Origin of the sequence: Variovorax sp. PCZ-1 (assembly GCF_018413605.1) — a bacterium.
In the GTDB taxonomy this organism is placed as follows: domain Bacteria; phylum Pseudomonadota; class Gammaproteobacteria; order Burkholderiales; family Burkholderiaceae_C; genus JANMDU01.
The window spans coordinates 108,506-132,110 of sequence record NZ_JAHCDN010000003.1; the positions used below are offsets into that span (position 1 = coordinate 108,506).

The 23,605-nt window shown below is 56.3% G+C and carries 12 protein-coding genes; 3 read left to right on the forward strand and 9 right to left on the reverse strand.

Annotated elements, in window-relative coordinates; genetic code table 11:
- The first annotated feature begins 23 nt into the window (after window positions 1–23).
- Window positions 24–1,826 (forward strand): caspase family protein, encoded by a 1,803-nt coding sequence (locus KIH26_RS13890; protein WP_213446259.1) that lies wholly within the window; start codon window positions 24–26, stop codon window positions 1,824–1,826.
- Between the two features lie 8 nt (window positions 1,827–1,834).
- Here the strand turns inward: KIH26_RS13890 and KIH26_RS13895 are convergent, their stop codons facing one another.
- Window positions 1,835–2,407, reverse strand: a complete 573-nt coding sequence (locus KIH26_RS13895) for a cob(I)yrinic acid a,c-diamide adenosyltransferase (protein ID WP_213446261.1) — start codon at window positions 2,405–2,407, stop codon at window positions 1,835–1,837.
- 79 nt (window positions 2,408–2,486) lie between these two features.
- Between KIH26_RS13895 and KIH26_RS13900 the strand changes: the two genes are divergently transcribed.
- Window positions 2,487–3,911, forward strand: coding sequence for an FAD-binding oxidoreductase (locus KIH26_RS13900; protein ID WP_213446263.1), 1,425 nt, complete (start codon window positions 2,487–2,489; stop codon window positions 3,909–3,911).
- 77 nt (window positions 3,912–3,988) lie between these two features.
- Here the strand turns inward: KIH26_RS13900 and KIH26_RS13905 are convergent, their stop codons facing one another.
- The 7 genes from KIH26_RS13905 to KIH26_RS13935 all read right to left on the reverse strand — a co-directional run bounded on the left by KIH26_RS13905 (window position 3,989) and on the right by KIH26_RS13935 (window position 21,779).
- Window positions 3,989–4,939 (reverse strand): CsgG/HfaB family protein, encoded by a 951-nt coding sequence (locus tag KIH26_RS13905; RefSeq protein WP_213446265.1) that lies wholly within the window; start codon window positions 4,937–4,939, stop codon window positions 3,989–3,991.
- Window positions 4,940–5,213: 274 nt separating this feature from the next.
- On the reverse strand, window positions 5,214–6,335 hold the full coding sequence (locus tag KIH26_RS13910; RefSeq protein ID WP_213446267.1) for an OmpA family protein: 1,122 nt from the start codon (window positions 6,333–6,335) through the stop codon (window positions 5,214–5,216).
- Window positions 6,336–6,353: 18 nt separating this feature from the next.
- Window positions 6,354–9,686, reverse strand: a complete 3,333-nt coding sequence (locus KIH26_RS13915) for a hypothetical protein (RefSeq protein ID WP_213446268.1) — start codon at window positions 9,684–9,686, stop codon at window positions 6,354–6,356.
- 10 nt (window positions 9,687–9,696) lie between these two features.
- Window positions 9,697–17,961 carry a DUF11 domain-containing protein gene (locus KIH26_RS13920; protein WP_213446270.1) on the reverse strand — a complete coding sequence of 2,755 codons (8,265 nt, stop codon included), beginning with the start codon at window positions 17,959–17,961 and terminating at the stop codon, window positions 9,697–9,699.
- A gap of 354 nt (window positions 17,962–18,315) precedes the next feature.
- On the reverse strand, window positions 18,316–19,233 hold the full coding sequence (locus KIH26_RS13925) for a ParB/RepB/Spo0J family partition protein (RefSeq protein WP_213446272.1): 918 nt from the start codon (window positions 19,231–19,233) through the stop codon (window positions 18,316–18,318).
- Between the two features lie 42 nt (window positions 19,234–19,275).
- On the reverse strand, window positions 19,276–19,866 hold the full coding sequence (locus KIH26_RS13930; RefSeq protein ID WP_213446274.1) for an RBBP9/YdeN family alpha/beta hydrolase: 591 nt from the start codon (window positions 19,864–19,866) through the stop codon (window positions 19,276–19,278).
- Window positions 19,867–19,928: 62 nt separating this feature from the next.
- Window positions 19,929–21,779: a phosphoenolpyruvate carboxykinase (GTP) gene (locus KIH26_RS13935; protein WP_213446275.1), complete on the reverse strand. Its 1,851-nt coding sequence runs from the start codon at window positions 21,777–21,779 to the stop codon at window positions 19,929–19,931.
- Between the two features lie 195 nt (window positions 21,780–21,974).
- Here KIH26_RS13935 and modA point away from each other — a divergent pair, with 195 nt between their 5' ends.
- The gene (gene modA, locus KIH26_RS13940) at window positions 21,975–22,739 is read left to right on the forward strand and encodes a molybdate ABC transporter substrate-binding protein (protein ID WP_213446277.1); all 765 of its coding nucleotides are present in this window, start codon (window positions 21,975–21,977) and stop codon (window positions 22,737–22,739) included.
- Window positions 22,740–22,821: 82 nt separating this feature from the next.
- Here the strand turns inward: modA and fabR are convergent, their stop codons facing one another.
- Window positions 22,822–23,499, reverse strand: a complete 678-nt coding sequence (gene fabR, locus KIH26_RS13945) for an HTH-type transcriptional repressor FabR (RefSeq protein ID WP_213446279.1) — start codon at window positions 23,497–23,499, stop codon at window positions 22,822–22,824.
- Window positions 23,500–23,605: the final 106 nt, after the last annotated feature.

Below are 23,605 nucleotides of genomic sequence, written 5' to 3' on the forward strand. Positions count from 1 at the left end.
GCCACATTCCCAAGGAGGCATCCATGAAGATCCTTTGCTTGCACGGCGTGAACACCGAAGAAAATCCCGGCGCGTCGGATTATTGGTTTGATATGTGGCGCAGCACGCTGCAGCAGCAATTGCCACGCCTGCAGCCTGCGGATGTGATTGAGTTTCCCTACAACAAGTATTTCAATGCAGTGCAGGCTAAGCCAAGCCACTACATCAGCGCTGTTGGCCAAGCCTTCAGCAGCTTGGTCAAGAGCTGGTTCGCGCGCTCGCGCGGGCCGCAGGATGTGAACCCTGGCACGATCAGCATGGTGGCCAAGTGGGTCGGCGCAGACGGCTTGCGCCAAACCTTGCGCACGCACTTGGCACAGCAGATTCGGCAAAGCAATCCTGATTTGATCATCGCGCACAGCTTGGGTTCGTTGATGTTGTATGACACGCTGCTGCACGAGCCTGATTTAGCGCAGGGGCGCGTGATCATCACCATTGGCTCGCAAATCGCGCACCCTACGCTGTGCAATGCATGGGGTGGCTATGTGACGATGATCGAGCAGGCGCGGTACTGGTTTCATTTGCACAACCCCTATGACATGGTGCTCGCGGATCAACCGATCCTGATTCAGCATCCCGCCTTCACCCAGGTGCTCACCGAGCATATGGCGCCTTTCTCGCTCAACCACGATGCCGAAAAATACCTCGCGCATGTGCAAGCGCAGGAGCAGGTTTGGGCGCGCTTAAGTATTGGCGCAACTAAAGCGGCTAGCTCTGGCGGTCAATTGCTGCTCGCGCCTGCCCGGGCGATAGCCAAGCACCCCATTCACCGCAAGCAGCGCGCCTTGCTGGTGGGCATCAACAACTACCCAAACGAATCCGATCGCTTGAGCGGCTGCGTGAACGATGTGTTTTCCATGAGCGCAATGCTGCAAGATCAGGGCTGGTCGCCCGACAGCATTCGTGTGGTGCTGGATGAGCGCGCCACCACACAAGGTGTGCTCGATCGCATGAAGTGGCTGCTGGAAGATGTGAAAGACAGTCCCGATGAAGTGCGGGTGTTTTATTTCTCAGGCCACGGCGCGCAACTCACACAATACGACACGCAAGGCGAGCCCGATCATCGTGCTGAAACGCTGGTGACGCATGATATGGATTGGCAGAAAAACGTGGGCATTACCGATAAGGATTTGGCGCAGCTGTATGCGCATCTGCCCTACAAAGCCCGCCTGTTTTTCATCTTCGATTGCTGCCACAGCGGCGGGCTCACGCGTGGCGCCAACCCTGCCAAGAGTATTCAGCCGCCCGATGATATTCACCACCGCTCGCTGAAGTGGGATCCGAAGAGCAAACTCTGGGTAAACCGCTCACTGGATTTGACGAAGATGCTCTCCAAAGCAGATCGCAGCTCCGAACACGCCAAACGTTTTTTCGGCGAAGACAAAGCCACCCAAAAATTTGGCCGAGCCATCAGCCGCTGGAGTGATGATGGCGAGCAAGCCAAGAAGCTGGCTATGAAGTTCAAGCACTACGGTCCGTTCAACCCTATCGTCATCACTTCCTGCCAAGAAAAGCAATACGCCTACGAATACCGCCATGGCGTGGAGTCACACGGCGCATTCACCTATGTGCTCACGCAGCTGATGCAGCGCAATCAGCGCAAGGCGGGCGTGGATGATTTGGTCAAGCAAGCGGCGGGATTGATCAAAGACCGTCTGCAGCTCAACCAATTGCCTGATTTTTACAATCCAGGCAACAAGCTGGGGCTGTTTGCTAAGGCTGCCGCTCAACCTAAGCGACCCGTGGCGCGCAAAACCTCAACACGACCCAAACGTACGAAGAAGTAGGCGAGTGATTATTCGCCTGCATCACCCATTTTTTTCAGCCGCTCGCTCTTCCAATAGACATCATCGCCTCCGTCCATGCGGTTCAAGACGCGCGCGAGAACGAAGAGCAAATCGCTCAAGCGATTGAGATACAAGCGCGGCGCATCGTTGATTTGTTCTTTGGCATGCAGCGCCACCACCGAACGCTCCGCACGACGCGCCACGGTGCGGCACACATGCGCGAGCGAGGCGGCGCGGCTGCCTGCGGGCAAGATGAATTCAAGCAGGCGCGGGAGCTGCGCGTTGTAAGTCTCTAGCGCTTGGTCGAGCTGAAGCAAAGCTTCCTTCTTCAAAAGCTCGTAGCCCGGCATCGCCAGCTCACCACCGAGATTGAAGAGCTGATGCTGCACATCAATCAGCAGTTCGCGCACATCTTGCGGCATCGGCTCGCAGAGCAACACGCCCAGGTTGGAGTTGAGCTCATCCACATCGCCCACAGCGTTGATGCGATCGCTGGCTTTGGAGATGCGGGAGTTGTCGGCAAGGCCTGTCGTGCCATCGTCTCCGGTGCGTGTGGCGATTTGGGTGAGTCGGTTGCCCATATTTACTCTCGTTTGTATCAGTGAATTGTCAGTCTGACTGTGTAAGAATGTATTGTGCCTGTTGTTATGGAGACGATTGATGAACGCCCCTCTGCCCACCCATCTGCTGCCCCAAATCCGCCAACGCGAAATCCCTGCAGCTTTCCTCGATGTGTTGAAAGCGCGCTTTGGTGCGAACTGCTCCACAGCACAGGTGATCCGCGAGCAGCATGGGCGTGATGAGAGTGCGTTCACCACCGTACCGCCCCCTGCGGCCGTGGTGTTTGCTGAAAACACGCAAGATGTGTCCGATGCTGTGAAGCTTTGCGCTGAGCATAAAGTGCCCGTGATTCCGTTTGGCGTGGGTTCATCGCTTGAAGGCCATTTGCTCGCGGTGGAAGGTGGCATCAGCATTGATGTGAGCCGAATGAACAAGATTCTCTCTGTGAATGCTGAAGACCTCACCGTGACTGTGCAAGCCGGCGTGTGCCGCATTGCACTCAACAACGAGATCAAATCCACAGGTTTGTTTTTCCCGATTGATCCGGGCGCAGATGCCACCATTGGCGGCATGAGCGCCACGCGTGCGAGCGGCACGAATGCAGTGCGCTACGGCACGATGCGCGAGAACGTGCTCGCGCTGGAAGTAGTGACCGCGCAAGGCGACGTGATCCGCACCGGCTCACGCGCGAAAAAATCATCAGCGGGCTACGATCTGACTCGCCTCATGGTGGGCAGCGAAGGCACGCTGGGCATCATGACCGAGATCACGCTACGTCTGTATCCGATTCCCGAGACGATTCAAGCCGCGCTCTGCTCCTTCCCCAGCATCCGCGATGCGGTGGCCACTGTGATTCAAATGATCCAGCTGGGCGTGCCAATAGCGCGCGTGGAGCTGATTGATGGCAATACCGTGCGCATGGTGAATGCACATAGCAAGACGACCCTGAGCGAGCAGCCCACATTGATGATGGAATTCCACGGTTCGCCCAATGGCGTGGCCGAGCAGATTGAAACCGTGCAAGAGCTGGCGAAGGAAAATAGCGGCCAAGCTTTTGAATGGGCGAGCACACCTGAGGCACGCAGCAAACTCTGGACAGCGCGCCACAACGCTTACTTTGCAGCGATCCAAAGTAAGCCCGGCTGCCGCGCGATATCAACCGACACTTGCGTGCCGATTTCGCGCCTTGCCGATGCACTGCTGGATTCCGTGGACGAAGCCGATGCCAGCGGCATCCCGTATTTCCTCGTCGGCCATGTGGGCGACGGCAATTTCCACTTTGGTTATTTGATTGATCCGAATAACCCTGCAGAGTTTGCCAAAGCAGAGCAGCTTAATCACAGCCTCGTGCACCGCACTTTGGCACTGGGCGGCACATGCTCCGGCGAGCATGGCATTGGTTTGCACAAACAAGAGTTTCTTAAGTCCGAGGCTGGCGATGGTGCTGTGGCCTTCATGCGCACGATCAAGCATGCACTTGATCCGCTGAACATCATGAATCCCGGAAAGATATTCAGCTGGTGATTTGCTGCGATCTACGACCATAAAAAAACGCCATGCACTCATCGTGCATGGCGTTTTTCATGAAAGCTTGTGACAGCTTATTTTTTGACGGGCGCAACAATCACAGGTTTAACCGTGGTCGTCGCAGGACGGCGGCCAGTCGGCAGTGGTGCCGTGGATGGCGCAGCTTGCGTCGGGGCGACTGTTTGAGCTGGGGGCGCAGAGCCATCCACCGTGAGTCTGCCGCCGCCACCCAAACCTTGACCTTGCACAGTCTGCGGTTTGTAAGCGCGCAAGGCAATCACCATTTGATTGAAGGCATCAGCAAACGCCCCAGAGATGACCTTGCCTTGCTCTGTATTGGAGTACGCGCCTGCGCCGCCAGCGGCCGAACTGCCGCCAAATGCTGCACCCAAGCTCCAATCGGTTTTAGAAGCGCTGCCTTGGCTGGCAGCCACCTGCACGCCCGAGCGGTTATCCACCAAAGTCAACATCGCTGAGGCCTCCTTGGTCTGCAAGCCTCCAGCCAAGCGGCCAATATTGGCATTACGTGAGCCCAACAGGCCGCCCAACACAGCACCCATACCGCCAGCATTGCTGTTGCTGAAAACAATTTCTGGCGACAGGGCGTAGTCCGATGCCACCATTTGACCGCGGCCGATATTGCTGCCAGCACGCATCTCGCCCGAAGCCATCAGCTCACGCTCGCGGCTCATCGCAGCCATGCCCGCTGCACCGCGCTCGACAATGATGAAACAATTGGACTGCGCCACCATGATGCGCAACAAATTTGAAGTGGGTGGCAGGCGATATTCGTCGCGCAGGATGGTGTACCAACCAGCTGCCTGATTTTCAACCAAAGACAGCGTACCCAGCGGCGATGCACAGCGCTCTAGCTGCGAGTTGGCATTGGTCGCCGCACCACCAGCAGCCGCACCCGTGATGGATTCATTCGTACCGCCGCCTTGTTTCATCTTTGTCGTTTCGCAGCCAACCAAAAACAGCGCAATACAGGCGCTAGCCAAAATCGTGAGGGAACGTTGCAACATGATCAAACTCTTTCTGGAATTAAACTGCGCTATACAAATACAAACCTAGACTTTCACTTCAGCGCATTTGGTATTTTATGCGTCAGCCTTGTATGCTGATGTTGGCATGATGCAACATCAAGGCCCGACTTTGGTTGGGATAACGCCATTTCTGTGATGTTTTCCGCTGAGTTCACATCTTGTTTCCAAGTCAGCGGAGCTGCAATCAAACGAAAACGCCTGCCTAGGCAGCCTAGGCAGGCGTTTTTTGAAGATGGTGGTCGTCCTTACGTCCTTACTTACGTACGCCGCTCAACAACACTTCAACGCGGCGGTTGGGTAACAGGCATTCTTGTAGCTCAGCATTGGAGCGGAATTTGGCCTTGGTGCAAGCCTCAATCTGCTGCGAATCAGCCCTGAATTCTGTGCTGATCAAATTGGCTGGCACACCTTGGCTCACCATATACGCACGTATGGTTTCCACGCGGTCTTGGCTGAGCTTGGTGTTGTAGTTGGCATCGCCTGTGCTGTTCAAGCGATCTGCATGACCAACCAGCTTGATGCTGGTCACAGTGATATTGCCACCCTTGACTTGCGCGATCAAGCTGTCAAGTTGATCTTTGGTGTAAGGGCGCACATTACCCAAATCACGCTTGTCAAAGTTAAACAGTACGTTCGCTGCAGCATTGACAGGAACGACAGGGGCAGGTGGTGCCACAATTGGCGCAGGCGGCACAACACGGGGAGCTAGAGCGGCAGCAGGAGCAGGCGCTGGGATGCATGCCTCAGCCGCACGCTGTGCATCACCGATCAAGTCTTCTGCAATCTGCACATAAGGCTTGGCATGACGCCATTGCTGCTGATTGAATTCGTTGCCAGCATGCACCAGCTCAACCTCGGCGCAAGCCGTTTTCTGCTCAGCGCAGCGCCAGCCGGGATGGCCTTTGAGCTTGGCCGCAGCATCCCACAAGTCGGGGCGAAGCTTGGCAGCTTCGTTGACCGAGGGTGTGGTGTTGGCAGGATTGGCTGCGGCTGCCACGACACCACCTTTTTCGAGGTAGTCGGTGATCTTGAAAGACTCCGAGAGTGCAGCCTGAGGGAATCCGCCGCGATCATTGCGGCTGTATTCATGCAAACTCACATCCAACCAGCACTGCGCTTTAGCCAGGCTGTAACTGCTGACGCGATGTCGGCCAGAGTCATTGAGCGCTTTGATGCGGGCTTGCTGATCATCGTAAGTGCCCATATCTTGAAAGATCGCGCGATCCGTGATGCGTTCAGGTGCGGCGGTGAGCTGTGTGCCACCCGCCGTAGCAGCGGCTGGTGCAGAGCCGGTGCTTGCGCAGCCGACCAAAACCAAAGCAGCCAAAGACATGCCAAGCACAGCAAAGAGGTGGGTTTGCGGATTATTTTTCATTGAATGCTCCATCCTGAATCAACGGTCGAGGGTGCGGTTTACGCTGGTATTGCGGCTGCGGAAAAGATTTTCATCAAATTTGAAGCGCAAGCGCAGGAATGCACCACGGTTGGTGTATTCGCCGCTTGTCAAATCCTTATCGGAAAAGCCCGTCCAGTTGTAGCCTGCTGATAGCCAGAGATCCGTCGCGATTTGGTAGCCAGCCTCTAGGCCAAACGCATACTGCTTACTGCTACCCTGAGGGCTACCCAAGACACTGGCGAGCACACCCACATCCCATTTCTCGCTGATGTCGTAAGTCGCACGACCACCAAGCAGCCAAGCTGTGTAGCGTCGATCTGCTGCAGGTAAGGTTTTGTCGGTACTTGTCTTGAATGCAACACGGCCATTGAGCCACCACGGACGACTTGGGTGATAGCTGCCATGAACCGAGAACGCGTGAGCATATTCGTTGATACTGGCGGCGTTGTCGCGCTCAATGCGGTATTCATAGCGCGCCAAGCCATTGATTCGGTTGTTATCCACAGGCCGCCATGCGAAGCCTGCCTGCAGGCGATCTTGGAGGCGGTTGGGTTTGTCGCTGTAGTTGGTGAACAGCAAGTAATTGCGGGCCAGGAAAGTCCAGTCACGATCCATCTTGCGGGCATAGCTCAAGGTCTTGAGCCATTGGGTTTCGGTCTGATTGCCGACAACACTCTTGTCATCGTCTAAGCGTCGCCAGTCGAGTTTGACCGATACCTTCGACAACTCGCTGACCGTGTAATCCACACCGCCGCTCAGAGCTACGGCATTGCGCACACTGCCTTGGAAGACCTTCAGCACCTCAGCGCCCGTGCTGTAAGACAGGCCTTCGCGTACATTCCAAGTATTGCGCACACCGGTAGCCAACTGCATATCCCGATTAGAGGCAGTTCCAGTAGACAAAGCATCTCTCAAGCGGTATTCACTGAACACCGTGCCGCCAGGCATGTAGCTGCTGTCCACACCAAGCGTAAAAGCATTACTTTTATCTGCAGGGCTCAAAGCGGCTGAAGAAGTTAGGCCGCGCTGAATCTCATAGTTGCCATACAACCGCGTTCGCTCTGCAACTTGATATTGCGCACCCAGTGCCAAGCGGCGTTGCGAACTGCTACCACCCTCAACTTCGCCTCGCAAGCCAAACCGTTCTGTGGCTTGCCAGTTCGCACCTAAGCGCAGCGTCGTCGCTTTGCGATCCAGAGTCGAAGCGATGCCGTTGCCGCCAGAAAACGTAGAGTTGCTTGTAATCGTTGTGCCTGTACTTGGATTGGTTGCGTCAACGCCTTGGTTGAAAAAGCCTCCTGCACCCGTATTGCTGGAGCTGATAGTAGAGCTGCCAACAAATCCTGCGTCTTCCTGTGAGTGTCGTAGTGAGAGGTCTAAGCCCAAGGTTTTATTAGGCTTCCAGCGTAAGCCTAATGCTTTTGTATCGCGCTTAGGATCACCTGCGAGGGCTTGATTTTGCGTACGAGCAGCCTCGCCATAGACCTGCATGCTGTCTGAAATGTCATAACCGGCTCTCGCCCCATATTCAGCGCGCCCCTCACTGATGCTCGCGTTTGGGTTGTAGAACTCATCGCCACTACGCATCGCCCACGCCGCTGCATCGAACTTGTCAGCTTTGTGCTGCGCTTCGACACGCCATGCCGTTCCAGAGCGTTTGTCTTTGGCCTCTCCAGCTAAGCCAGAAGGTGTTGTTGTCGCTAAGGCCGATCCCACGACATAACGCGTGGAGTCACTGCGAGCAAACTCTGCAACGATGCGCGTGTTGTCGGACAAGCCCACCACGACGTTAACGCTACTTAAGTTATAGGGTGACAGAGGGTTGCTGTCACGCACCAAACTTGCGCCCACTTCGCTTCGCTCGCCCAGCTTTAGTTGGCCATCGACGCCCGCCACCCAGAATTCTTCCCCACCTTGGTCCACCTCGTAGGTGATGCGAAGGTATTGGGGATTACCATCGACATCCACACTAGGCAAAGAGTTGGTCAGCAAAATCGCACCAGAGAAGGGCTCAAAAGAGTAATCCTCAAATCGAGCCAGCGCGACTACGTTGCGCACGAGATTGACCTGGCTGCGATCGCGCGTGATGATTTCGACTTTTTCGGTGTTTTGCACACCACTTGTTAAGCGTGTGTAGAAAGGGCCGCGTGTGCCATTTAAGCCGTACTCTTCAACAACTTGCTTGAGCGAGTCACGGGTCGCAAATACATTGGCGAAATATGTAGATTGCTCCACGTGGCCGCGCAAGCCCGTGCCACTTCGGTTGTACGCACCGAGGTTACGTACCCGCATTCCTGCAACAGCGCCACCAGAGCTGAGTTGCGCAAAGCCATCGCCAGTGTTGAAGTCTCCATACAGAGCATAGCTGCGCTCCTTATCTAAACGCAAATAGACGCGATCTGCGCTTTTGGCCTCTGAGCCACGTAGCGAACTATCGCCATATACTGGGTAAAGGTCATCTGCACGCGGATCCCGCAAGAAACGATTGCGAGTATCTTTATCGGAATCAAATGCCGCCGTTAATAGCCATTCTTTTTGCAGTTTACCTTTGACAAAAAAAGCACTGCGAGCGCCAAAATAGCTCTTTCCGTCCGAAGAACTGCGAACCCAACGGCGCAGCTCTCGTTCAAAGCCATCATCAATGCGCACAGGATCAATGCTGTTGCCCTTAGCTTTGCGCGATAGTATGGCTTCCACCAAACCCGCCGCGACAAACTCGCGCAGCTCTGGCAAGTAACTAACGACACCTTGCGCAACAGCAGCGCCCGCAGTGATACGAACGCGCACATCGCCTGCTTCTATCGGCGAAAGCAAGATAAAGCTTGCCACGCCGTTCTTGACGGTGATTTGTACACCAGGGGTGACGCGATCTGTATCGCGTCGGCCCGCACCAAGCTCATCCGTCTTTGCGCCGTCAAGCAACACACGGCCGCCGCTAACCTCAATCGTAGCAACCACATCTGTCGATGTGGGTTGGCCTTTACCGTCAAAAGTACGAATCGTGATCCGATTTCCACTCGTTCCATCCGCCGGAATATCGCTTTTCTCGACATCGACCACCAGCCTTGCGACTGAAGTGTTCGCTGCATAGTTGACACCGCCATTTGAGCTTCCGTTGAAAACCGAAGGAGCCGACCCTAAAGATGGGCTAGTGGATAGGCCACGATAAGCTCCACCATCTGCGCTTTGCTGCGTTTGCGCCATGGCGCCACTTGCCATCAAGGCAACAGCCAAGGCAATGGGGGTGATTTGTTGCGACATCCCCTGTTGCGTCAACTTTGTGTTGCTATGTACGGTGTTGTTTTTGTAAGCGATTCGCTTGTTATTCATGATCGTCCCCTTACTTCACATCACGCAGATTGTTGCCACGCGTGCTTCCACTGGAAGCTGGCAACTGCGGCACTGGGGTGTTGTTTTCAGCATCCGAAGATGCAGTGCTCGGCCTCGGTGGCCCGGAAGGTCTAGGCTGCATGAGAGGCTGATTGGCGCTATCCGTGCCTTGATCTGGGAAACCCGGGGCTTTGCCTTCCCACTTCAAAGCAGGCCCGCCCTGACGCTCAGTACCCACGCTACTCACACCGCCTTGGCTGCGGCGTGACTTGACCTGCTCCATCACGGTGTTGGAACATGAGCCAATGATGAAGTCTGCCTGGTGCATCTCACCGTTCTTGAGATCCACCCACAGGCTGTCGGCATTGCCCAAGTTACGGTTACTGCTGGTGGTCAAACGTGAGCCGCGTGGCAAGGTGAGCTGATCTACTTTGAGCACCCAGCTCTTTGGCTCGATACCGCAGATGCTGTATTTGCCCTCCGAATCTGACACCATATAGGTACCATCGTTGAGATATAGACGTACGTTGGGTACGCCCAGCTCTTCAGCGTCCTGCATGTGGTTGTTATTGCAATCCACATAAATTTTGCCGACGATACAGCCTTCGTTGGCAAAGACACCGCCTGTGACTTTAACTTTGGCCTGCGCCACATTTGATCGCTGACCATTGCCAAATGCCTGTGCTTTGTTGATTCCGTCGCCCTGCAATGAGCCCACGCCAACTCGTACGCGATAACTCAATTCCACCTCACCCGCTACTGGCAAGCCACCAGCAGGTAGCGCGCCAGTGAGGTTGAAGGTCACCGACGCGCCTGGCGCGCCGACAATACTAGCGGCCGCCAAATTAACGGGCGTTGCTGAGGCTGGTGCAGAAATCTGCGCAGTGCTGGCGATCAATCGGAAGCCGGCAGGCAGATTGTCTGTGATGCTCAAAGTGGTGAGGTTGGCTCCACCTGCCACGTATTTCACACGAACTTTATAGAGCAAAGTATCGCCCAACTCAACGCTCGCTTTATTGGCAACCTTGGTCACCACCAGCACGGCTGGCGTGCCTGCATCCAGAGGAATATGGTTATGCACCACATCTGGCGAAACTCCCGGCGTGAGGTTAAATCGCAAGAAGTAAGTCGTTGCTTGGCCAACGAGCGGTGCTGTACCTTGCGGTTGAATCTGACACTGCTGACCAGCAACTTGACCAGGGCATACTGCACCTGCGCCAGGCGTGACTGGGCTAGGTGATGGCGGAATTTGCGTTGACTGAGTGTTGTATCCAGAAGGTGCAGAAATCACTCGCACCTCGTATTCACCTGCTGGCGCGCCAGCGTTGAGGATGAATTGATACACGCCACTTGCACCGGTAACCACTGTGTTGGCTCCACCGACCAAATCGCTAGCAGGAACAGATGTGGCTGCACCGCCAACAATGCGTAAAAGCTGCACTGTTGCGCCTGGGATAGGAGCGCGTGTATTGGAGTCATACACCACGCCGCTCGGGTCAAGTGGAAGGTCTTGAAGTGTTGTCACAACTCCAGGTAACACGCGCACATTTGTTAAAGCGTTACGCAAGTTATTCGGCGCGCCGTTGATCGCTGTATTGGTGTTGTTGCCTCGTGGCACACCCATGATGGCATCTCCGTTTTCGTTGAAGAAAACGACGTCATAGGTCAAGTTAGGACCGGTAGGTGCGAGGCCTGTCACGTTGTATGAGCCATTAGGCAGTGTTGCTGGACGTGTTGTCGGACTAGTCACCTCGCGCAGACGCGCTCCAGTTGTAGGATCAACCGCATATACAGCTACTCGGTAGCCACCCAGGGTTGGCTCGCCGCCATCTAACTGGCCGTTGCCATTGCCATCGATCCAAACGCGGCCACTGATGCCGCCGGGCGCGACCAAAGGCACCACAGTGTTGCCGCCTACGCTTGTTGGTTGGCCGCCTATAGCTGTTGGAGGAATGGTGATACTGGCTGGATCAGGGTTGCAAGCTGTGGCAGCCGGACAAGGCGGCAGGGTCGGGCCTGCTGCGCTGGTTGGCACAGTGATCGCACCGGGAGCAGAGCCACCCAGCTCGTCTGCGCGAAGCACGGCGCCGTTGGTCACTTGCGCTACCGTGGGTGTGGCGCGGATTTGCGTTTCCACCACAATCCTGAGCACCGCGCCAGCGCCCAATGTGCCGCCTGTATTGAGCAATTCTGTGTTGGGCGCAATGCCTGTGTAGGCAGGGTTAGCGGTGAAGCCTGCTGGCGTGACCGATACGATCACTGGATTACTCAGGCTGGTATCGAGCACATCTGTGATACGCACATTGGTGGCCACTTGTGAGCTAGTGTTTTTGTAGATGATCGTCCAACGAACCGTATCGCCGGGGATCGCACCCCCCCCCAGAGAATTGGGCAGCTCTGCATACTTGATACCCACAATGGTTGGGGGTGCAATCAGCAAGGCAGGAGTCGGCCGAGGTGTATCCAGTGCTGAGCTAGGAGGCACGGGAGCTGCGTCGGTGGATCTGTCCTTGGCAATGACTTGCTGACCTGCGGGTGGCGTAGGAGGTGTCCACACACCGGTAGCAGGATTAACTGCACCGCCATCGTTGGGCGTATTGGCATTGGCCAGATCGCTCACCGAGCTTGCATAGACACTGTTCTCTTGCGCTGCACTTGGAATGTCTGCCACCGCTGCATAAGCCACCGTGGCCGTAAAGCGGATCGTGCAGCCCTGACCCACAACCCAATCGTCTGTACCGGCCAAGAGCCTGATATCGCCCACGCCATTGAAGCCGGCGTTGACGCTGCAAGTGGCCGCGCCAATCGCACTGCCGCTGGCTGCGCTCAATGCTGGGGTGACACTGATGCTGGGGTTGCCTGCAGCAAAGGCTGCACGCAGGCTATCGACCGACTGCACTTGGGTCAATGTGACACCGGCATTGCCCACGGCTTGGACAGTGACTTCATAGGGCACTTGGAAGGTAGATGGGCCGCTGCGCACGATGGTGCCCGCAACTCTCTTGACCACTTCCAATGTGGCAAATTTGGCCTCGGTGGAGCTGCCTGGGCTGGCCTTAGGCGTGGTGGGGATGCCTGGGAAGGCCGGTGGTGTGCCACCATATGTCGTCGTGGTCACCACGCCTTCGGAGGTGTCTTTGTTGATCAGATCAGGTGCGTCACCTGTCTTGGTGCCGGTGGCCGGATCAAATGTGGCTCCCTCATTCGGGCTGGCTGCGGTCTGGCCGAAGACGCGGTTTTGTGCGCCGGCTGCAGCGTTGGGCACCACGGCTGAGCCGTAGTCCACATCGACGGTGAAGCTGACCTGGCAGGCTGTGCCTGCGGCCAAGTTCATGTTGCTGGCTTTGTTGCTGGCATCCGCACTGTTTCTGAACAGGTTGTAGTTCTTGGCATCGGCTGCGCTGTTGTAGCCTGCGCCACCGTCAAACTGGGCGTTGAGATTTGGCGCGCAAGTCGCTGCACTGCCAGCGCCAAGCGCAACGTTGCTCACAACGAAGCTGGCTGGCGCGGGGAAGGTGAACTTGAGGTTCTCACCAGCTTGCACGTTGGTCGCAACGGTCGCTCCGGTATTGGCAACGGTGATGGCATAGGCCACGCGGAAGCGCTTGCCCGAAGTATCGAGCTGGATGGGGCGCGAAGCGGCTTTGAGCACGTCTAAGGTCTGCGCCACAAAGAGCACGGGGGTGGGATCAGCCGCATCCGAGCCAGGTGTGCCGGGGATGCCGGGCACGGGCGGGAGGACGCCGGGCGCGCCGGGTGGTGTGACCGTGCGATCTGTGGATTCATCAACGGTGACGGCATTGGTTGGCGAGGTCACTGGGCCGCTGTTGGGCACGGTGTGGCCAGGGTTGCTTGGCGTGCTGCTGCCCGAGGCATAGACGCTGTTCTTCTGCGCGGTGGTGGGTACGGCGGCTAGGCTGCCGAAGTCCACTGTGGTGGTGAAGGTAAAGTCGCAGCGCTGGCCTTGGTTCAAGGTATTGCTGCCTGAGAGCAAGGCGTTGTTGCCGATGCCGTTGAAGGTGGTGGCTGCTGGGCTGCAGCTTGCACCACCGACTGGCGTGATGGTCACGGGGCCAGCGACGATGGTCGCTCCTGGGAAGGTGCGCTGCAGGTTCTCGATGGCCTGCACGTTGGGCACGGGAGTGGCTCCGTTGTTCCCGACGCTGATGGCGTAGGGCACAAGAAATCTGCCCAAACCAAGGTCTTGCGGTGTGCCTGCGCTCTTGCGGGTGTCGATGACGGGCAGTGGGCTGATGGTCAAGGGCTTGGTGGCGGTGTCGCAGGCTGCCGGTGTCGTCGCTGGTGCTGCGCAGATGCGGTAGGTGATGGTGTAGCTGCCGGCTGGGGCGCTGGCGGGCACGATCAGGTTGCCGTTGCTGTCTACTGTCGTGCCAGCAGGTGCGCCGCTGACTAAAGTGACGGTGACGTTGGCGGCACTGGCCACTGGCACGCCTGCGCCGTCGTTGCCGAGGACGTTGAGGGTGGCAGCTTGGCCTTGAGGAATGGTCTGCGCTGGATCGTCGATGGCATCGATGATGCTGATCGGTGCTTGGGCGTTGTTGTTGGCCGGGTTGCTGTCGTTGCTGGCAGCGGTAACGCCGGAGACGATGATATCTTGCGCGGTGGTGTCTACTCCGCCGGGTGTGCCTGGCAGGGTGACTTGGATGGGGCAGCTTAAGGTTGCGCCAACGGGCAAGATGCTGGTGGAGCCGCTAGAAGCTACGCATGCGCCGACAACGATGCTGGCACCGCTGCCGACGTTGGCGTTGCAACTCACAGCAACGGCTTCTGAAGGACCTGCGTTGGTGCAGACTAAGGTGCCTGTGACCACAGCACCGGGAGCAGAAGATGTGGGCAGACCGTTGACGGCTACTCGCATGTCTGCAGGCACTTGGGGGATGGCACTCAAATCTACTGGCGTGGGGCTTGGCGTGTCTAAACCCGGACTCGGTGGGATCGGCGCACCGTCGGTAGATTTATCCTTAGCTATCACCTGCTGCCCTGCGGGCGGCGTTGGCTCGGTCCAGTTGCCGTTGGACGGATTGATCGTGCCGCCGTTGTTCGGTGTATTGGCATTGGTCCTGTCGCTGATCGAGCTGGCGTAAACGCTGTTTTGTTGGGCAGTCGTCGGTATAGCAGCAACATTGGGATACGCCAAAGTCGCCGTGAAACGCAAGGTACAACCTTGGCCGAGCGTCCAATCATCTGTACCTGCTAAGAGTCTGATATCGCTATCGCCATTGAAGGTGTTGTTAACGCTGCAGGTTGCGCCGGAGATCGGCGCACCCGCCAAGCCAGCAACGGTAACAGTTGGGTTGCCGCTTGAGTAGGTGGCTCGCAAACTGTCTACCGCTTGGACTTGATTGAGAACACGGGTGTTGTTACCAACCGCTTGAACCGTTACTTCATAAGCCACCTGGAATGTAGAAGCACCCGTACGCACAGGTGCGGCGCTGAGCTTCTTGACTGTTTCAAGCGTCGCGAAGTTGGCACTGGTGGAACTGCCTGGGTTTTGCTTAGGCGTGGTCGGTGCTGCGGGCGGCGCTGGAGGCGTACCTCCATAGGTTGGCGTGGTAGGAGCCACGGCCTCAGAGGTGTCTTTGTTAATCAAGTCGGGCGCATCACCGGTCTTAACGCCGGTGGACGGGTCAAATGTCGCACCTTTATTTGGCGACGCCGCGGTTTGGCCAAAAACGCGGTTTTGAGCATTCAAACCGCCATTGGGAACCACTGCCGTACCGTAGTCCACATCGACCACAAAACTAACCTGACAGAACTGACCTGGCGCCAAGGTCATGTTGGAGGCTTTGTCGGCCAAGCTGGCACTGCTACGGAAGAGGTTGTAGTTTTCTGCATTGGAGCCTGTGTAGGCTGTACCGCCATCGAACTGCGTATTGAGATTACTTGCGCAAGTGGCTGCACTGCTGCCAGCCATGATTTGCGTGCCGCTGACGGTAAAGCTTGCTGGTGCAGGGAAGGTGAACTTGAGGTTCTCTCCAGCCTGCACATTGGTGGCATTGGTGCTGCCCGTATTTGCTATGGTTACGGCATAAGCTACGCGGAAGCGTTTGCCAGAGATGTCAAGCTGAACAGGGATAGAGGCACTCTTGAGGACATCCAACAACTGCGGAGCAAAGCTTACTGGTGTGGGGTCGGCAAAATCTGAGCCGGGCGTGCTCGGCAAACCTGGAGCGGGTGGCAACACACCAGGCGCTCCGGGTGGATTCACCGTCTTGTCGGTGGATTCGTCTCTTGCCAACGTGCCAGCTGGATAGCTTGCTGTGGTGACTGGTGTGCTGGGGTTGTCAGCCACCGTTGGGCCAGGGTTCGCTGGGTTGCTGGAGCCGCTTGCATACACGCTGTTTTTCTGCGCGGTGGTGGGTATGGCCGCAACACCGCCATAGTCCACGGTGACTACAAAAGCGAAATCACAGCGCTGGCCTTGTGTGAGCGTGTTGCTACCTGAGAGCAATTTGGTATTGGTGCCTTGGCCTGTGAATGCTGGGCTAGCAGGTGTGCAAGTCGCGCCATTGACGCCCGTGGTTGTGACGGGGCCGACGGTGACGGTGCTCGCACCAGGGAAGCTGCGACGCAAGTTATCTACAGCTTGGACATTTGGTAGGGGTGTTGCGCCATTGTTGCCCACGCTCACGCTGTATGGCACGGCGAAACGACCATTACCGAGATCTTGCGGTGTGCCAGCACTCTTGCGTGTATCAACGACGGGCTGAGGTGTGATCGTGATGGGCTTGGTGGCCGTATCGCAGGCGGGTGGGCTTTGTGTAGGAACAGCGCATATTTGGTAGGTTAATGTGTAGTTGCCTGCAGGCGCTGTCGATGGAATGGTGATGTTGCCGCTGCTATCCACTGTCGGGGCGTTAGTTCCGCTTAGCCCAGGGCTTGACAGCAAGGTCACTGTGACGTTCGCCGCTGTTGCAGGCTGATTACCCACCGTGTCATTGCCCAATACAGGAAATGTGACCGCCTGCCCTTGCGCAACCGTTTGAAGTGGATCATTCACCGCATCAATCACGGTGAAGGTTTTGGAGGCTTGATTGTTGGAGGGCGTCGGGTCAGGGCTGCTGCTGCCGGCCGTGACAGTGAAAGAGCCACTGCTCAATGGGATATCAGTCCCACCGAGCGTACCTGGCACCTGAATGGTCACGGGGCAAGAAATCGTGTTGTTTCCTGCGCTGGCACGCAAGGCTTCCACCGGCAAAGGAGGCGTACAAGTACCGACGGTCACAACCGCACCGGGGATGTTGGAGGTGATTGCACAAGTGGGGGCGGTAGCACCGGCGGGGCCATTGTTAACGCAAACTGCGTTGGTCGTTATCGTGCTGCCTGGTGACACCACGGCAGGTAAAACGGGCGGCTGAGCGACCATGTCAGCATCTACATTCACGCAATTTGCGCCATCACTGGCAGCAACAGAGCTGGGCAGAGTCAAACCAGCGGTACTCAAAGCAGCGGCAGATATGCTCAAGGGCCCTGTAGGAAAGGCTGCACCAAAACTGAAATTAACCTTGCTGAGTTTTCCGTCACCGTTTGAAAAAACAAAAAGATCGCCAGCATCGTTCAAAAATGCTGAGCCGACACCGCCAACACTGCTTGGCAGGGTGCGAACCGTGGCAACTGCAGTGTTCGCCGGGGTCAGGGCAATTTGAATGATGCTGTTACCCGTTGCGGCATATAAGTTTCCGTCGGGCGCAAACGAAACATCACCGGGATTGACGACGGGTATGTTCAAAGGATAGACCTGTGACACTTGAATATTGCCGCTGCCATCAGGTACCAAGTTGTCGATTCTGTAAATCGCTTGAGGAACAATGCCGGCAGCACCTTGCCCGAGGATGTAATAACGACCTTGCGTGTCAAAAACGCCTGCCGTTGGTACGAAGCTACTGGAAAGCGCTGGCGATTGTCCAGCCGAGGTCACCACTGTGCCGACGAGTTGCACGCCGCCTTGTCCAACGCGGTAAATCTTTGGCTGCTGCGTGGCTTGCTGAAGCGCATACATGAACCCGTCTTGTCTGCGAAAGCCAATTGCATTCAGATCGACGGGAATTAAACTGCTACCGAAGACGCTTTGCGCAGAACCTCCTGTGCTGAGCGCTGAGGATGGGAAACGGAGCAGTGCTGTCGAGCCCCCACCCGCTCTGGTTTGATAAAAATTCGCATCACATGCAAATGCTGCCCCTGCGTTGGTCGTGCTGACTTGTGCTTGCGCAGAATGTGCGCCCAACAAAGCCATAGACGCCAAAACTGCGAACATGGGCTTGGCAATCAGATCCGACGCGGGCTTTAGACAGCCTAACCGATCTGTGAGTGCAGAGAGGGTCTCGTCCCCCCAACGCATGAAACTTTTTATTGGCTTGGAAGCGAGTTTCTTCATGATATTCCCGTTAGATCGCGCCGTGTAACAAGTTAACAACATAACTCATACAATTCGTGCGATCTTGCACGCTAACAACATGCGACGCAAGTTGTTTTGAATACTTTCGACGTATTACGGGAACTATTTAGAAATCAGTGTGTAGCTCTGTTGTGCGCTTAATACAAATTAGTTAATATTTGTTAACTAAATAACATTTATCCCATCAGGTTTAGAAAAATAATTCTTAGGTATTCACTTTTGCAGCTTTTCGATCAAGCCTTGCAGCTCCTCCAAAGAGCCAAATTGAATTGCTAACTCGCCCTGCTCTTCAAATTTTCCGTGGCGTTTGACGCGTTTTTTGACGCGGACCTCCACCTGCGCTGTGAGCAGGTCTGACAGCTCTTCTTCTACGCGCTTGATATCGCGGGATTTTTCTTTACCGGGTTTTTGGGGGGTGAGATTGAATTCGGCACCCAACTTTTTCACCAAGCTTTCAGCTTCGCGCACCGACATTTTCTTGGCGGCGATCTGCGCAGCGGCGGTGATTTGCGTGGCTCGATCCAGGGCGAGCAGGGCGCGGGCGTGGCCCATGTCAAGGTCGCCTGCCATGAGCATGGTTTGGACAGGATCGGCCAAATTGAGCAATCGAAGCAGATTGGATGCTGCGCTGCGGCTGCGGCCTACGGCTTGAGCCGCAGTTTCGTGAGTGAGCCCAAACTCTTTGATGAGCCGTTGTATGCCTTGAGCTTCTTCGAGGGGATTGAGGTCTTCGCGCTGGATATTCTCAATCAGCGCCATCGCCGCAGCGGCTTCGTTGGGCACATCGCGCACGAGCACGGGCACGCTGTCGAGCCCGGCCAAGCGAGCCGCACGGCTTCTGCGCTCGCCGGCAATGATTTCGTATTTGCCTTTGTTTTTGCCTTCTGAGAGCAAGCGCACCAGAATCGGCTGCATGATGCCTTGTGCTTTGATGCTCTCGGCGAGCTCATACAAAGCGCCTTCGTCCATGCGCGTGCGCGGCTGATATTGGCCGGGCACGAGATCGTCGAGCCGGAGGCTGGCAGGCTGACCGGGATTGGCGGGACTGCTGGCGGCAGGCGTGTCTTGCACTTTGGGGCCGAGCAGAGCTTCAAGCCCCATGCCGAGGCCTTTTGGTTTTTTGGTGACCATGATGGATTCTTTTTCGCGAAGCTGTGATTGTAGGTTCGGAGCTTAGCTGGCTAACCGATTGAGCAAAGCGCAACCTTGCGGCCAATCCCCAAGGCCACTGTCTGCATTGATGTGGCCTTTATCGCCTAGCTCAATCAACTCACTGCCCCAAGCGGCCGCCATGTCTTTGCCCGGCTGCAAATCACAAAACGGATCGTTGCTAGAGATCACGCAGATGCTGGGGAAGGGGAGCTTTTGCAACACGGGTGGCCGCCAGCTTTTGAGCTCTTGCGGAAACTGCTCGCGCAAGCCATCGGGCGGCGCAACCAGCAATGCGCCCCTGATGCGATGCGTTTGTTTGGACAATGCCGCCCAAGCCGCGACGAGATGACAACCCAAGCTGTGCGAGATGAAAACAATGTCTTTTGCATCATTTTTTAATGCATTTTCGGCACTTTGCCGGCGTAGTTGCTGCGCAGGGTGCTCAGTTATTGATAGCAAATGATCTTCCAATCGGGTGATCCAGTCACCACGCAAGGGATGCATCCAATCGTGTTGCATCACGCGTTGCGCAGGGAGTTGCGTTTCCCAAAGGCTTTGCCAATGCTGTGGGCCAGAGTTTTGCCAGCCAGGGAGGATGAGGTAGGTTGTCATGCTGCAAGTATCGTAAAAAAACCGCCTGGTTGGAGGCGGTTTTTTATCGAAGCAGATTTGGATCAAGCAGCGAGGCGTTTTTCCAAAGCCGCTTTTGCAGAAGTGAGCTCAACAGGCAAGTGATACGCCAACTGCGTGAACAGCTCTTCATGTAGCTTGAGCTCGGCCACCCAAGCGGCTTTGTCCATGCTGGTGACGTTGGTGAACTGCTCTTTGGAGAAGTTCAGACCCGTCCAGTTCAGTTCTTCGTAGTTGGGGCTGATGCCGAAAGCGTGTTCCACACCAGCTGCTTGACCTTCGATGCGGTCGATCATCCACTTCAAGACGCGCATGTTCTCGCCGTAGCCTGGCCAGATGAATTTGCCGTCTTGGCCTTTGCGGAACCAATTTGTAGTGAAGATCTTTGGTTGCTTGGCTCCAGCGGCGGTGAGCTTGTTGCCGAGGTTGAGCCAGTGCTGGAAATAGTCGCTCATGTTGTAGCCCATGAAGGGCAGCATGGCAAACGGGTCGCGGCGCACGACGCCTTGTTGGCCAAATGCGGCGGCGGTCGTCTCGCTGCCCATGGTCGCTGCCATGTAAACGCCTTCTGTCCAGTTGCGGGCTTCCGTCACCAAAGGTACGGTTGTCGAGCGACGGCCACCGAAGAGGAAGGCATCGATTTTTACGCCTGCTGCGTCGTCCCATGCGCTATCGAGCGCTGGGTTGTTGGTTGCGGCAACGGTAAAGCGTGCATTAGGGTGCGCGGCTTTTGCGCCCGTTTCTTTGGCGATTTGTGGTGTCCACTCTTTGCCTTGCCAGTCGATCGCGTGAGCAGGGGCATCGCTCATGCCTTCCCACCACACATCGCCATCATCGGTGAGTGCGACGTTGGTGTAGATCACGTCTTTGTCCAAACTGGCCATGCAGTTAGGATTCGTCAAAGTGTTTGTGCCAGGGGCGACACCGAAGTAGCCGGCTTCTGGGTTGATCGCGCGCAATGTGCCATCGGCTTGCGGTTTGATCCAGGCGATGTCGTCGCCGATGGTGGTGACTTTCCAGCCGTCGAAGCCTGCTGGGGGAATCAGCATCGCAAAGTTCGTCTTGCCGCATGCTGATGGGAAGGCGGCAGCAACGTGGTATTTCTTGCCTTGAGGATTCGTCACACCGAGGATGAGCATGTGCTCAGCGAGCCAGCCTTGATCGCGGCCCATGGTGGATGCAATACGCAACGCGAAGCATTTTTTGCCGAGCAAGGCGTTGCCGCCGTAGCCCGAGCCATAGCTCCAGATTTCGCGGGTCTCGGGGTAGTGAACGATGTATTTGGTTTTGTTGCAAGGCCAGCTCACGTCTTTTTCGCCAGCAGCCAAAGGCGCGCCCACGGTGTGCACGCAAGGCACGAAATCTCCGTTCACGCCGATCACGTCGTACACGGCCTTGCCCATGCGCGTCATGATGCGCATGTTGACTGCCACGTAGGGAGAGTCGGACAACTCAATGCCGATGTGCGCAATGTTGGAACCAAGTGGGCCCATCGAGAAAGGCACAACATACATCGTGCGGCCACGCATGCAGCCGTCGAACAATGAGTTCAAAGTAGCGCGCATTTCCGCAGGCGCTGCCCAGTTGTTGGTCGGGCCTGCGTCTTCTTTTTTCTCGGAGCAGATGTAGGTGCGGTCTTCCACGCGAGCCACATCGGATGGATCGCTCCAAGCGAGGAAGGAGCCGGGGCGCTTGGCCGGGTTGAGCTTTTTGAAGGTGCCTGCGTCAACGAGCTGCTGGCAGAGCGCATCGTATTCTTCCTTGCTGCCATCGCACCAGTGGATGGCGGCGGGCTTGCACAGGGCGACCATATCGGCCACCCAAGCAATCAGCTTGGCGTTTTTCACATAGCTCGGTGTCCCTAATTCGAGACCCTGCATCATGGGAGCGTTCATCGGATGTCCTCTAAGTTAAAAATCTGTTTTTGCAAGGGTTTGACGCATCCTGCACAATCCCATCCAGCCCTTGCAAAAACAGCTTCCTGCATTCCCGAAGCCCTCAATTTTAAAACTCCACCCCCGAGTTACTTGTCAGTTACAGCGAAATCTATGCAATCCATGCATGACTTTATGCTTCATAGAAGAAGCTTTTTGCCAGCTTTGCTAGCGGGTGGCGTCGCGCTTATTGCCGGCTCTCAAGCTTGGGCTCAAGGCTCCGCTCAGGCCGCGCCCATCCGCGTGGCAGCAGCAAGCGATTTGAAATTCGCCTTGGCCGAGCTGGGCGCACAGTTTGAAAAGCAAACCGGCCTGAAACTGGCCATCACTTTCGGCTCTTCAGGCAATCTGGCGCGGCAGCTTGAGCAGGGCTTGCCGATGGATGTGTTTTTATCTGCGGATGAGGCACTGGTGTTTCGCTTGGCCAAGGGCGGCTGGGCGCGCGATGAAGGCGTGGTGTATGGCACGGGGCGACTGGCTTGGATCGTGCCTAAAGATTCCCGTGCTGCGTTATCTCCAGACCTGAAAGGGCTGACTGCGGCTTTGGGCGAATCGGGCAAGCTCTCGATTGCTAACCCCGATCACGCACCGTATGGCCGCGCGGCTCGGTCAGCTTTGCAAAACACTGGGGTGTGGCCAGCCGTACAAAGCCGTTTGGTGCTTGGAGAAAATGTGAGCCAAGCCACACAGTTTGTGAGCACGGGAGCTGCGCAGGTGGGCGTGGTGGCTTTGTCTTTGGCGGTAGCGCCAGAAGTTGCGCAGCGCACGCGCCATGGCGTGGTGGATGCAGCGCTTCATCCGCCGATCATTCAACGCATGGCTTTACACGCTAAAGCGCCAGTTTCAGCGCAACGCTTCTACGCTTTTTTGCAGACGAATACTGCAAAAGCTGTGTTGTCATCCCACGGACTCGGTCAATAACAGTGCTATTTTTTAATAGCACTTTGCGCAGATTCTACGCCGGCAAACTGCTGATATGGCATTTATTTTGCTGATGGGGCTTTCAATCAATGGCACGCACTTTCTCTTTCCACAGCGTCGCCCCCAGCAGCACCACTTGGAGTTGCTGCACAAAGTTTTCGGTCATTTCAGCCTCTAGCAAGGGCTGATTGGGAGGCAAATCCAGAATCTCAGGCGCTACTGCGAGCATGGTGGTGACGATCAAACCGCAGATCATTTGCAGACTGCGGGTGGAGAGGTCTTTGTAGAGGCCCAGATGCCGGAAATCTTGTGCCATCTCGTTGGTGAAGTGGGTCACATCGTTGCGAATCGCCAGGCGCAGAATGCGGCTGCCGCCCGAGCGCTCACTGGAGATGAAAAGAAACAACAAGCGGTTTTGCAGCACATACTGGTGATACACCTGCACCGAGCGGCGCACGATATCGCCCGGCGCCACGCCGCCTTGCCGCGCCTCGCGAAGAAGCCGGCGCAGGGTGATGCCCACTTCTTCCACCAGCGCGAGGCCGAGCTCATCGGTGTTGCGAAAGTGTCGGTAAAAAGCGTTGGGCACCATGCCGGCCTCGCGAGCAATTTCACGAATGCCTAAGCTCGTGAAACTGCGGCCTTCGCCCATGAGCTGGAGCGCGGCCTGCGTCAAGCCTGCGCGCGTGAGGTCTTTGCGCGCACTGCGACTCAATTCTTCTTTGGGGCTTTGCTCTTCGGCGGGGCGGGTTTTCTTCATGGCGTCTTGTTTTGTGTACGTTCGTATTCTATCTTTTCGGCTTGAATTTGGCAAATTCTCTTGTTTTTCATTGGTAATTTGGCTTTGATCCCTAAATGAATTGAGT